Below are 12,283 nucleotides of genomic sequence, written 5' to 3'. Positions count from 1 at the left end.
GGGACCAGCTACGCAGGCGCCTCCCCAGCGTCCAACAGCAGAGCGGCCTGATCCTCGCTGGGGACAAGCCCTCTTTCCTCAGCAGTGGAAGCGTCCGGGCACGGGGCAGGTGGACCTTCGGCATCTGCCGCCGGGAGTGCCGAGGAGGAAGGATGCGGCCAGGCCAGCATCAGTGTGGGCGGATAACAGGGCGTTCCAGGAACACCTCCAGTGGAGAAGGAAGGGGCAGGTGGGGCCGGAATGGCTTCGGGCTCGCCGGAATCCCCCTGCCACTCGACAGCGGAGAACGGGGCTGGTGGAGCTGAGGGTGCGTTCCGGCTCGAAGTGGCACACGCGCTGGCGCTCACCTCCGCCTGGACCGGGCCCGCCCCTGCCGGCCGGACTTGTTGCGAACTGGTATGACAAGCATACCAGTTGCTGGCGTTCTCGCCCGACACGGGCACCTCCCCGGCAGGCGGTGGGGGCTTGGGCGCGGTATGTGCGTCGCGCACCGGGGCCAGGCGGTCGAGCAGCGGCTCGTCAGCGGCCTTCAGCAGCGCCGGCAGCTGTTGGCGAAGGGCCTGAGCGTCACGGTCGGCCAGGGCGTTGAACACGCACTGGGCCCACTGCTGGAGGGCCGCGGGTTGCAGCGCGGGGAGCAGCGCGTCCGCCAAGCCTCGGAAGGCCTTCTCCAACGACATCAGGAGCAGCAGGTGGCCGGGACGGTCCGCGCCTTGGGCCGCCAGCCTCAGCAGGTCGAACTCTCGCTCCACCCACCGGGTGCGCTTCTCCTGCCAGCGGGCCTCATCTCTCAACGCGAAGCTGGCATTGAGCAGCTGCTCCACAGCGGGCTGGCTGGCGTGCTCGCAGCAGGCGGCCAGTAGCTCCACCGTCACCTCCCGCTTGAGGGCGAAGTACCCCTCGAGCAGCGGCCGGCGGTCCATGTCTTGGCGGCCCTCGGGCAGCAGCAGCTTCAGGCTCTCCAGCGACAGCGCTTCACCCAGGGGCACCGTACGGCTCTGTCGCCCGGGGTGTTGAACGATGAGTCCTCTGGCGGCCAGCCCCTGGAGGGCGCCTCGGATGGTGGTGCGCGACACCCCATAGCGCTGGGCCATCTGCCGCTCGGAAGGCAGCCTGCCTTTAGGCCACTGCCCCAGGGCAATCGTTCGCTCCAACTGCTCCGCCACTCTCGACACCAGCCCCTTGTGTTCCATCCCCGCCACCCTTCGCGTTGCAAGCCGCTCCCATCCAAGCAGAGGCCTCTGACAACGCGTGCGGCAGTCCGAGGGAAGGGCTGCGTTCATCTCCGCGAGCAGCAACGATGGGGTGATGGCGGAATGCTGCCTTTTGCCTACTCACACGCTTGTGCCTTACCGGCCTTCCCTGAAACAGGTTAGAGAGCCCGTCATGCCATGGGTACTGCTGATCATCGCGGGGGTGCTGGAAGTCTGCTGGGCCATCGGTCTGAAGTACACCGAGGGCTTCACCCGTCCGGTGCCCACCATCCTTACGGTGCTGGCCATCATCGCCAGCATGGTCCTGCTGTCGATGGCCGCCCGGAGCCTGCCCATCGGCACCGCCTATGCCGTATGGGTCGGCATCGGCGCGCTGGGCGCGGCGATCCTGGGCATCGTGCTCTTCCATGAGGCCGTGACGGCACCACGGCTCTTCTTCCTCGCGCTGCTGCTCACGTCGATCATCGGCCTGAAGCTCACCTCGGGCGGCTCGCACTGAAGCGCGGGCTTCACCTCCGCCACGCTACGCCCGGCGGCGGAGATCGTGACGCCGTGCCATCGCCCGCGCGGCCAGGACCGCCACAGCCACGCCAATCGCGAAGGCCGCGAGCCCGACCAGGACGATGGGAGCCATCGCCGCCACCGCGCCCCCGAGCGCAGACCGGCTGAGCTGGGAAACCACCCGAGGCGCGCACGGGCCGTCCTTGCACGCGGGCACCGTCTGGCCCAGCTCGGCCATGGCGCCTCGCACGCCCGCGGCCGCCGCCCCAGCCGCCACACCCTCGACGGCCCGAGCCAGCGCCGGATCCGGCGGAGCGTCCAGCTGCTGCCGCAACTCGGCCCGGAGCTGCTCGGCCATGGCCCGCGCCATGGAGCGGCCCACCTCGTCGGCAATCTCTCCCATGAGGGTGGCAAGCTCCTCGCGGCACGAGGAGAGCCCGTCCACGAGCCCTCGCCCGCTCTCCGCGAAGAGCAGCCGCGTCGCGGGCGCCATCCCCCGCACCTCCGCGGACAGCACCGGGCCCATCTCGTGGAAGGAGCTCGCCCCGGCCTGGCCGAGCTGCTCGCCCTGCCCTTCCTGGGCGAGGTAGCCCTCCAGGCCCTCCAGCATGCCGGCCGCTGGCTCGCGGGCAATCTCACGCGGGCTCGGCTTCGGGTTCTGGAGCGCGTCGTCCACGAGGTGGTCCGCCAGGCGGCCCACCTTGCGCCGGAACTCCTCCTCCTCTCCGGGCGCTCCCAGCGACTCGATGGCGCCCGAGGCCGCCGTCCGGGACATCTTCCGCAGCGAGCCCCCCCTGTCACCCCGAGCACCGCCGCCCACGGCATCACGAATGCGAGACGCCTCACCCCGTCTCCCCCGCCAGGAATCCTTCGCGGGAGGATCAGGTCCTACACCTGCCAGAATAACTGGATGGAGGCGCAGTCCCCGCGTCAGGCAGGAGCCGAATGCGGCTGGCAGGGGAGCTCCAGCCGGAAGGTGGCACCGAGCCCTTCCCCATCGCTGTACGCCCTCAGGGAACCGCCCAGCTCCTGGGCCGCGATGGCGCTGGAGTGCAGGCCGAAGCCGTGCCCCTCCGCCCGGGTGGTGAAGCCGGCCTCGAAGATGCGCGTGAGCAGCTCCGACGGGATTCCGATGCCGTTGTCGCTCACCTCGAGGAGGGCCCGCCCGCCAGCGAGCGGCTCGAGCCTCAACGTCAGGCGCCGCTCCCCCGGGCTGTTGGCCTCCAGGGCGTACCTGGCATTGCTGATCAGGTTCATCAGGATCCTGAGCACCGTGTGCTTCTCCGTCAGCACCGGGGGCAGCTCGGCCAGGTGCCGCTCCACCTTCACCTCATGGCGGCTGAGCGCCGCCGAGTCGAGCCGCAGGACTTCCTCGATGAGCTCTCCCAGGGCGACCGGCTCGAGCGAGCGCGGGACCTTGGCGACGTACGGCTGGAAGTTGACGATGGCGCTGATGTGCTCGGTGTGGCGGCGGACCTCCTCGAGCGCCTCGTGCAGCCGACGGCGCTCCTCCTCCAGGCTCCGCCCGAGCCGGCTCAAGAAGGCGGGGATGATGTGCCCCCGCTCGTCCTGGGCGAGGAAGGTCGGCAGGTCGGCCTGGTGCGCCTCGAGCAGCTCCCCCAGCTTGCCCACGCGGTCCAGCTTCATCGCATCCATCCGCTCCTTCGCCATCAGCACCGAGGTCTGCACGCTGTTGAGCACGTTGCCGACGGTGTGCAGCACGTTGGTGGCGATCTCCGCCATGCCAGCCTGGCGCGCGCTGTCCACCAGCCGGCGGTGGATCTCCTTCAGCTCGCGCGTGCGCTCCCGCACCCGCTGCTCCAGCTCGTCGTTGGCCTGCCGCAGCGCCTCCTCGCGCCGCTGGACGCCGTCCGCCATCACCTGGAAGGCGCGCGCCAGGTGCCCCAGCTCATCCTCGCGCGAGGTGTCCATCTGGACCTTGAAGTCCCCGTTGGCCACCTGATCCGCCGCCCGCGTGAAGCCCTGCAGCGGGCGGGTGATCTGCCCCCGCATCACCCCGTACATGATGCCCAGCACCATGAGCAGGGCCAGCCCGCCGAGCACCAGGACATAGCGGGCCGCGAGCGCCGCGGGCCTCGTCACCTCGCTCCTGGGCAGCACGGTGACGAAGTTCCACTCCGGCCCCCTCAGCCGAGCCACCGCCAGGAACACGTCGCCCTCCTCGAGCACCGTCTGCTCCGGCCGGCGGTTCCTCACCCGCTCGAAGATGCGCTTCAGCAGCTCGCCAGACTCCAGGCGCGAGTCGGCCTCCCGGATGTTGTAGGTGCCGACGGCATCCTCCTTCATCAGCTCGGGGTGGGCGATGAGCAGGCCATCGTCCCGGAAGATCATGTTGTACGAGCCCGGCAGCCGCTCGTTGAGCGTGCGACCCATCAAATCCTTGAGGAGGATGTCGTGGCTGAACGTCGCCACGTGGCGGCCATCCAGGTCCAGCGGCGTGGAGACCGAGACCATCCAGCTGCCGATGACCGTGTCCGCGAAGATGCCGCACCAGGCCGTCCGCCGGCTCGGGTTGTGCTCGGGCAGGCTGATCGTGAAGAGCTCCAGGCTGGTGACTGGCGAGTCCGTCTGCGCCTCCTGGACCCAGGCGGGGCTCTCCGGCCAGTAGATGGCGAGGAGCTTCTCCGGCAGGGTGACGTAGGTGTTGGTGAAGCGCGTGTGGAACGCCGGCCCGTACTGGTGGAGCACGTCGTAGGTGGCCAGGAGCCGGCGGCGCAGCTCCTCGTCGAGCGGCGTCCCGCTGGAGACGAAGACGCCAGGCATGCGCCGGCCATCGAAGCGCTCCGGGCGGCTGCGGATCGTCCCGTCGGGCATCCGCGTGAAGAGGCTCTCGAAGCGGGGGTTCGGATCCTCCTGGCGCAGGGCGCGGATGCGCTCCTCCAGCGCCCGCTTCAGGAGGGCATGGTTGTCCTCCGCCAGCAGGAAGAGGGCCTGCTCGCGCTGCGCGCGCTCCGAGACGTACTTCTCCAGGTACCCCAGGGCCTCGGCCCGCAGGGAGCGGACCATGTGGCGGTAGCTGAAGAAGGTCGTCAGGGCGATGATGCCAGCGACTCCCACCCCCATCTTGACCAGTGTCGAGCGGGCCAGGGAGGCTCTGAGGCGGGGAGTGGAAGTGGCGGTCATGGCGCAGGCTCCCGGCTCGGCCCCGGGCCCCCGAGAGCCGCTCTATCACGTGGGGCCCTGGAATACGCGCTCCTGCTCCCGCTCCTGGAATGGGCGATCCCACATGCGGACAGCCAGGCTGGCTCCCTCCGGGGCGTGGCACCCCTGCTCCCTCGGCCGCGCTCCTTGCCACTTCAACCCGCTTGGAGGCATATGCGTTGCACGTCCTTGCCGCCGCCAGGGCGAGTCCAGGCGGAGGAGGGTTCCGTCCGGGCGTCCCCGTGGCCTTGGGTGAATGTGCATGTGGCAAGACCTTCGCTTCGGCTTCCGGGTGTGGGCCCGGCAACCCGGTCTGACCCTGGTCGTCGTTCTCACGCTGGCGCTCGGTGTCGGCGCGAACACGTCCATCTTCAGCGTCATCAACGCCGTGCTCCTGCGGCCGTTCCCCTTCGCCGAGCCCGAGCGCCTGGTGCGCGTGTGGGGCGTGGATGAGGAGCGGGCCAGGCAGGCCGGCGACGCGGGCCGGACGGACTACGGCGTGTCGAGCAACGACTTCCTCGACTGGAAGGCGGAGAGCCGTGCGTTCGAGACTCTGGTGGCCTACGGCAGCGGCGCCGCCACCCTGGTGGACTCGACGGGCTCGGTGCAGGTGCGCTCCGGCTCCGTCTCTCCGGAGTTCTTCCCGCTGCTCGGCGTCACGCCGGTCCTCGGCCGATTCTTCGAGACGGGCGCCGACGGCAAGCCCGAGGACAAGGTCATCGTCCTCAGCGAGCCCCTGTGGCGGCGGCACTTCGGCGCGGACCCGTCCGTGCTCGGCCGCACCGTCTTCCTGGCGGGCGCTCCGAACACCATCATCGGCGTGGCACCGGCGGGCCTCGAGCCCCCCATCGTGGAGAAGCGAGGCGTGCCGGACCTGTGGCACCCCCGCTCGCTGAGCGCTCCGCCCGTGATGCGCGGCGTGCGGTGGATCTCCGTGCTGGGCCGGCTGCGCCCGGGCGTCACCGTCGCTCAGGCCCAGGAGGAGCTCGACGCCATCAACCAGCGGCTGGCGAAGGACTTCCCCGCCACCAACACCGGCCAGCGCGCCCTGGTGATGCCGCTGGCCGACTCCGTCGTGCAGGAGGTCCGTCCGGCGCTGCTCCTGCTGCTGGGGGCGGTGGGCTTCGTGCTGCTCATCGCCACCGCCAACGTGGCCAACCTCCTCGTCGCCCGCTCCGTCATGCGGCAGCGCGAGCTGGCCATCCGCTCCGCGCTCGGGGCCAGCCGGGGACGGCTGCTGCGCCAGCTCCTGGTGGAGAGCCTCATGGTGGCGCTCCTGGGTGGAGCCCTGGGGCTGCTGCTCTCGCTGTGGCTCACTGACCTGCTCGTGGCGCTGAGCGGGGGCGCCGTTCCCCGAGTGCAGCACGTGCAGGTGGACGCGCGGGTGCTCACCTTCGCGCTCGCGGTGTCGCTGTCGACGGGCGTGCTCTTCGGAGTGCTCCCCGCGCTGCAGGGCTCACGGCTCGCGTTGCAGGCCACCTCCGGCGCGGCGGGACGCACGACGTCCGCGGGGCGCTCGCAGAAGTGGACCCGCCAGTCCCTGGTCGCGGGCGAGGTGGCGCTCTCGCTCATCCTCCTGGTGGGCGCGGGGCTGCTGCTGAAGAGCTTCTGGCGGCTCCACCAGGTGGATCCCGGCTTCCAGCCCGAGCAGGTGCTGATGGTGGAGCTCACCACGCCCAGGCCCAACACCACGCGGCCCGATCAGGTGCTGACGAACTCCCACCGGCTGCTGGACGAGGTGCGCGCGCTGCCGGGCGTGGTCGAGGCGGGCACCATCAACCTGCTGCCGCTGAGCGGGGTGGACTCGTGCCAGCCGGTGCTCGTCGAGGGGCGTCCCCTGGGCTCGGGGCCGCCACCCTGCGCGGAGGCGCGCACGAGCAGCCCCGGCTACTTCCGCGCCCTGGGCATCCCGCTGCTGTCCGGGCGGGTGTTCGACGCGCGCGACACGGAGAGCGCCCCACGCGTGGCGGTCATCAACAGCGCCATGGCGCGCCGCTTCTTCCCTCAGGAGGATCCGGTCGGCCGGAAGGTCAGCGTGGGCAACCCGGCGAGCCCCACCTGGCTGGAGGTGATTGGCGTGGTGGGAGATGTCCGGCAGCTCGGGCTCGAGAAGGAGTCCTCGCCGGAGCTCTACCAGTCCCAGCTCCAGGTGCCGGCGTGGCAGTACACGCTGGTGGTCCGCGCGGAGCGCGACGCGGGCACGCTGCTGGCCGCCGTCCGCGGAGTGGCGCGGCGCATCGATCCGGAGATGCCGCTGTTCAACATCCGCACCGCGGAGGCGCTCCTGTCCGGGGCGATGGCGCAGCCGCGCTTCCGGGCGCTCCTGCTGGGCCTGTTCGCCGCGCTGGCGGTGGGGTTGGCCGCGGTGGGCATCGCGGGCGTCGTCTCCTGGTCGGTGGCGCAGCGGACGCGGGAGATCGGCATCCGCGTGGCGCTCGGCGCCCGGCCGAGGGACGTGCTGCGCCTGGTCATGGGCCAGGGCATGGCGGCGGTGCTGGTCGGCATCGGGCTGGGACTGGCCGGGGCCGCCGTGCTCACCCGGGTGCTGGAGGGGCTGCTCTTCGGCCTGAGCGCCACGGACCCTGTCTCCTTCGCCGCGGGAGTGGTGGCGCTGATGGGCACCTCGCTGCTGGCCAGCTACCTGCCCACGCGCCGCGCGCTCCGGGTGGACCCCGTCGTGGCGCTGCGCGCCGAGTGAGGACCATCCGTCCCTATATAAGGATGCGGGGCCTTCAGCCGAAGCGGTGGTGCCGCCGCGTGTCCCGCATGAAGGTGTAGACGAGCAGCGAGCAGAGGATGCAGCCCGTCACGTACCAGAAGAACCAGGGCTCGTGGCCGGCCAGCTTGAGCCACGTGCCCACGTACTCGGCCGTCCCGCCGAACAGGGACACGGTCAGCGCATAGGGCAGCCCCACGCCCAGGGCGCGGATGCTCGCGGGGAACAGCTCCGCCTTCACCACGGCGTTGATGGAGGTGTAGCCCGAGACGATGACCAGCGCCGCCATGACGAGCAGGAAGGCCGTGAACGCATCCCGGGTTTGCGTCAGCGCCGTCAGCAGCGGCACCGTGCACAGCGTGCCCAGCAGGCCGAACCCCATCAGCACGGGCCTTCGGCCCACCTTGTCCGAGAGCAGGCCGAACACCGGCTGCAGCAGCATGTAGAGGAACAGGGACGCCACGGAGATGAGCGTGGCCTTATCCCTCGTCAGCCCCACCGTGTTCACCAGGAACTTCGGCATGTAGACGGTGTACGTGTAGAAGGCGAGCGTGCCGCCCATCGTCAGCCCGACGACGAGCGCCAGCTCCTTCGGGTGACGCAAGAGCTCGCGCATGGGCCGGTGCTCCGTCTTCCGCGTCGCCTCCGCCTGGAAGGCCTCCGTCTCCACCATGTTGCGGCGCAGGTAGAAGCCCACCACCGCGAGCGCCGCGCCGGCCAGGAACGGGATGCGCCAGCCCCACGCCTCCAGCTGCGCGTGGGTGAGCACCAGGCGCTGCAGCACCAGCAGCGTCACCGTCGCCAGCAGCTGGCCCATGATGAGCGTCACGTACTGGAAGGAGCTGTAGAAGCCCCGGTGCTTCGAGGTGGCCACCTCACTCAGGTACGTGGCGCTGGTGCCGTACTCCCCGCCCAGCGAGAGCCCCTGGAGCAGCCGGGCCATCAGCAGCACCGCCGGCGCCAGCACTCCAACCTGCGCGTACGTGGGGCACACGGCGATGACGAACGAGCCCAGGCACATCAGGAAGACGGACAGCGACAGCGCGGAGCGGCGCCCCCGCAGGTCCGCGTACAGGCCCATCACCCACCCGCCAATGGGGCGCACCAGGAAGCCGAGCGCGAACACTCCAGCGGAGTTCAGCTGCTCGACGAGGGGGTTGTCGCTCGGGAAGAACGCCTTCGCGAAGTACAGCGAGAAGGCCGAGTAGATGTAGAAGTCGTACCACTCGATGAGGTTGCCGACCGAGCCGCCGAAGATGGAGAGCAGCCGCTGACGCACGTCGGTATCTGACATCAACGCACCCCGTTTGAACAGGCCACGGCCCTCCGCCTCGGGGGCCGCTGGACGCCGGCAGGGCTCCGCCTGCCAGGTGGGTTGATTGTTCCCGGTGAGAAGAGTGTGGTGGACTGTCCACACCAACTGGAGTGTCCAGGCGCATGTGGGTTCCCTCCAGGGCAGCCCCAAATCACTGAGATCATGAGTTTCTGGATTTGGCCCGGGCCTTGCCTAGGTGTTTTGCACCCCACCTCCTCATCCCCTGAGGAAACCCCCTTGAGCTCACCCCTGCGTACATTTGGACTCACCTGGCTGATCGCGGCGGCGCTCCCGCTGGGCGGCTGCTTCGGGCAGGCCGACATGGAGCTGCCGAGCGGGCCCGAGGTGCCCTCCCCCGAGCAGCCCACAGGCCCGGAGGCCACGTCCTGCCCGGCCACCGCCGTGCAGCCGGGGCCCTCGCCGCTGCGCCGGCTCAACCGCTTCGAGTACGACAACACGGTGCGGGATCTGCTGGGAACCACCCTGCAGCCGGCCAAGGCGTTCGCTCCCGAGGAGGAGTCGCTCGGCTTCAAGAACAACGCCTACGCGCTCAACGTCACCCTGCTGCACGTGGAGCAGTGGATGACGGCCTCGGAGACCCTGGCGGCGGCCGCGGATCTCTCCAAGATTCTGCCCTGCCAGCCCACCGCCGCGACCGAGGCCACCTGCGCCCGGCAGTTCATCGAGCAGTTCGGAAAGCGCGCCTGGCGCCGTCCGCTGGAGGCCGAGGAGGTGGCTCGGCTGGGCAGCGTGTACCAGGCCGGCAGGACGCGGAAGGACTTCGCCACCGGCATCCGGATGGTCATCGAGTCGCTGCTCCAGTCGCCCTTCTTCCTCTACCGTGTCGAGTCCGGCCGGCCGAGCACGCAGGGCGGCCCGGTGCAGACGACGTCCCATGAGATGGCGTCCCGGCTCTCGTACTTCCTCTGGGGCACGATGCCGGACCCGGCGCTGTTCCAGGCGGCGGACGCGGACCAGCTCTCCACCCGCGAGCAGGTGGAGGCCCAGGTGCGGCGGATGCTGAATGATCCGAAGGCGCACCGCATGGTGGCCGAGTTCCACAAGCAGTGGCTGATGCTGGACGAGCTGGAGCACGTCACCAAGGACAACACGCTCTACCCGAGCTTCGAGCCGCTGAAGGCGGCCATGCGCACGGAGACGGAGAAGTTCCTCGACTACGTCTTCTTCGAGGGGGACGCCTCGCAGCTGTTCAACGCGAACTTCACCTTCGCGAACAAGGAGCTGGCGGCCTTCTACGGCATCAACGGCCCGACGGGGACGGCCTTCGAGAAGGTGGCCGTCAACCCGCTGCAGCGCGCCGGCTTCCTGACGCAGGCCAGCTTCCTGGCGAGCCACGCCAAGCCGAACCAGAGCTCGCCCATCCACCGCGGCGTCTTCGTGCGCAAGCAGATCCTCTGCCAGACGCTGCCCACGCCGCCGGACGACGTGGGCATGCCGCCGGACCCCACCCCGGACTCCACCACGCGCGAGCGCTTCGCCGAGCACACGTCCAACCCGGCGTGCTCGGGCTGCCACGCGCTCATCGACCCCATCGGGTTCACCTTCGAGAACTACGACGGGGTGGGCGGCTACCGGACGCACGAGGGGGCCCTGCCCGTGGACGCCAGCGGCGGCGTCTCCAAGGCGGAGGACGCCAACGGCAACTTCGTGGGCGCGGTGGAGATGTCTCGCCGCTTCGCCGAGAGCACCTACGTGAAGGACTGCATCGCCACGCAGTGGTTCCGCTTCGCCAACGGCCGCGCCGAGGTGGAAGCGGAGAAGTGCGAGCTGCAGGAGCTCCAGCGCCAGTTCGCCGCCACCGGCTACAACCTCCGCGAGCTGATGGTGCAGCTCGCCCTGTCCGACGCCTTCCGCTACCGCCAGCCGGCTCTCGCCGCTCAGTGAGGACCCCCATGATCCGCAAACCCTTGAGCCGTCGTACCCTGCTGCGGGGCCTGGCCGGAGTGGGCATCGCGCTGCCGTTCCTGGAGGCGATGGAGGCCCAAGCCGCCACGGCGGCCGCGCCCAAGCGCTTCGTGTTCGTCTTCAGCGCCAACGGGACGATTCCCCCCAACTGGACGCCCACCGGCACGGAGACCGCCTTCACGCTGGGGTCCATCCTCGCGCCGCTGAACGAGTTCAAGTCGAAGCTGCTCATCCTCGACAACCTGAACATGCAGTCGGCTGGGTTCGGCCCGGGCGATGCGCACCAGAAGGGCATGGCCCAGCTGCTCACCGGCACGGAGCTCCAGTCGGGCACCCTGTTCCCCGGCGGAGACTCGTCGACGGTGGGCTGGGGCGGCGGCATCTCCGTGGATCAGGAGATCGCCAACAAGGTGGGGCAGAACGACCGGTTCCCGTCCCTGCTGTTCGGGGTGCAGACGGGCGGCGCCAACATCTGGTCGCGCATGTCCTACTCGGGGCCGGGCACGCCGCTGCCGCCGGAGGACAACCCGCGCGGCATGTTCGACCGCATCTTCGCCAACTTCAACACGGACCCGCAGGGGCTGGCCGAGCTGCGCTTCCGGCGTCAGTCGGTGCTCGACAGCACGAAGGATGACTTCCTGCGGCTGAAGACGCGGCTGGGAGGAACGGACCTGCAGAAGGTGGACGCGCACCTGGAGTCCATCCGGGACATCGAGCGGCGGTTGGATCTCGAGGCGACGGCGCCCGGCGCGGCCTGCGTGAAGCCGGCGCAGCCCGCGTCGATGGACCACATGAAGAACGAGAACTACCCGGCGGTGGGCAGGCTGCAGATGGACCTGCTGGCCATGGCGCTCACGTGCAACCTGACGAAGGTGGCCACGCTCCAGTGGAGCAGGAGCGTCAGCCAGGTGTCGCACCCCTGGGCGGGCGTGGCCGACAGGCACCATGACCTGTCGCACTTCGGCGACAGCGATACGGTGGTCCAGGACAAGCTGACGAAGATCAACACCTGGTACGCGCAGCAGTTCGCCTACCTGCTCGGGAAGCTGAACTCGATCACCGAGGGGGACAAGAAGCTGCTGGACAACACGGCGGTGCTCTGGGGCAACGAGCTGGGCAAGGGCAACAGCCACACCCGCAACGACGTGCCTTTCGTGCTGGCGGGCAGCTGCGGCGGCTATTTCCGGACGGGCCGGTACCTCAAGTACAACAACGCCTGGCACAACGATCTGCTCGTCTCGGTGCTCAACGCGATGGGCGTGCCGGCGACGAAGTTCGGCAACCCGGCGCACTGCAAGGGCCCGCTGCCGAACCTCGTCTGAGGCATGGGCTGACGAGGGCGGGCTGTCTCGGTGTGTGGCGCACGAGACAGTTGCCCCGGGGACACGTGCACCGGCTGACGCACGTGCCCCCTGTCCTCTCCGGGAGGACACAGTTGGGTGGAAGGTG

8 protein-coding genes are annotated in these 12,283 nt (G+C 69.8%); 4 read left to right on the top strand and 4 right to left on the bottom strand.

Features of this window, described 5'->3' with window-relative positions; translation table 11 throughout:
• Positions 1-8 precede the first annotated feature (8 nt).
• Positions 9-1,193, bottom strand: a complete 1,185-nt coding sequence (locus KY572_RS09340) for a FadR/GntR family transcriptional regulator (protein ID WP_224242191.1) — start codon at positions 1,191-1,193, stop codon at positions 9-11.
• A gap of 193 nt (positions 1,194-1,386) precedes the next feature.
• Between KY572_RS09340 and sugE the strand changes: the two genes are divergently transcribed.
• The gene (gene sugE / locus KY572_RS09335; RefSeq protein ID WP_224242190.1) at positions 1,387-1,713 is read left to right on the top strand and encodes a quaternary ammonium compound efflux SMR transporter SugE; all 327 of its coding nucleotides are present in this window, start codon (positions 1,387-1,389) and stop codon (positions 1,711-1,713) included.
• A 24-nt stretch (positions 1,714-1,737) separates the two neighbouring features.
• Here the strand turns inward: sugE and KY572_RS09330 are convergent, their stop codons facing one another.
• Positions 1,738-2,490, bottom strand: coding sequence for a hypothetical protein (locus KY572_RS09330; protein ID WP_224242189.1), 753 nt, complete (start codon positions 2,488-2,490; stop codon positions 1,738-1,740).
• 155 nt (positions 2,491-2,645) lie between these two features.
• Positions 2,646-4,859, bottom strand: a complete 2,214-nt coding sequence (locus KY572_RS09325) for an ATP-binding protein (RefSeq protein WP_224242188.1) — start codon at positions 4,857-4,859, stop codon at positions 2,646-2,648.
• Positions 4,860-5,139: 280 nt separating this feature from the next.
• On the opposite strand from KY572_RS09325, the gene KY572_RS09320 reads away from it, so the two are divergent.
• Positions 5,140-7,575, top strand: coding sequence for an ABC transporter permease (locus KY572_RS09320; protein WP_224242187.1), 2,436 nt, complete (start codon positions 5,140-5,142; stop codon positions 7,573-7,575).
• A gap of 34 nt (positions 7,576-7,609) precedes the next feature.
• Here the strand turns inward: KY572_RS09320 and KY572_RS09315 are convergent, their stop codons facing one another.
• Positions 7,610-8,887, bottom strand: coding sequence for an MFS transporter (locus tag KY572_RS09315; RefSeq protein WP_224242186.1), 1,278 nt, complete (start codon positions 8,885-8,887; stop codon positions 7,610-7,612).
• Between the two features lie 258 nt (positions 8,888-9,145).
• On the opposite strand from KY572_RS09315, the gene KY572_RS09310 reads away from it, so the two are divergent.
• Both KY572_RS09310 and KY572_RS09305 read left to right on the top strand, forming a co-directional pair.
• Positions 9,146-10,813, top strand: coding sequence for a DUF1592 domain-containing protein (locus KY572_RS09310; RefSeq protein WP_224242185.1), 1,668 nt, complete (start codon positions 9,146-9,148; stop codon positions 10,811-10,813).
• Positions 10,814-10,836: 23 nt separating this feature from the next.
• On the top strand, positions 10,837-12,156 hold the full coding sequence (locus tag KY572_RS09305) for a DUF1552 domain-containing protein (RefSeq protein WP_224242184.1): 1,320 nt from the start codon (positions 10,837-10,839) through the stop codon (positions 12,154-12,156).
• Positions 12,157-12,283 lie beyond the last annotated feature (127 nt).

The sequence above is a fragment of the Hyalangium gracile genome (assembly GCF_020103725.1).
Taxonomy (GTDB): Bacteria; Myxococcota; Myxococcia; order Myxococcales; family Myxococcaceae; genus Hyalangium; species Hyalangium gracile.
Note: the sequence above shows the minus strand (reverse complement) of the source record. Positions and strands in the feature narration are given on the sequence as shown.

Coding starts and splice junctions, on each gene's coding strand:
- KY572_RS09340 (WP_224242191.1), bottom strand. CDS start 1,193: ATGGAACACAAGGGGCTGGTGTCGAGAGTGGCGGAGCAGTTGGAGCGA.
- sugE (WP_224242190.1), top strand. CDS start 1,387: ATGCCATGGGTACTGCTGATCATCGCGGGGGTGCTGGAAGTCTGCTGG.
- KY572_RS09330 (WP_224242189.1), bottom strand. CDS start 2,490: ATGTCCCGGACGGCGGCCTCGGGCGCCATCGAGTCGCTGGGAGCGCCC.
- KY572_RS09325 (WP_224242188.1), bottom strand. CDS start 4,859: ATGACCGCCACTTCCACTCCCCGCCTCAGAGCCTCCCTGGCCCGCTCG.
- KY572_RS09320 (WP_224242187.1), top strand. CDS start 5,140: ATGTGGCAAGACCTTCGCTTCGGCTTCCGGGTGTGGGCCCGGCAACCC.
- KY572_RS09315 (WP_224242186.1), bottom strand. CDS start 8,887: ATGTCAGATACCGACGTGCGTCAGCGGCTGCTCTCCATCTTCGGCGGC.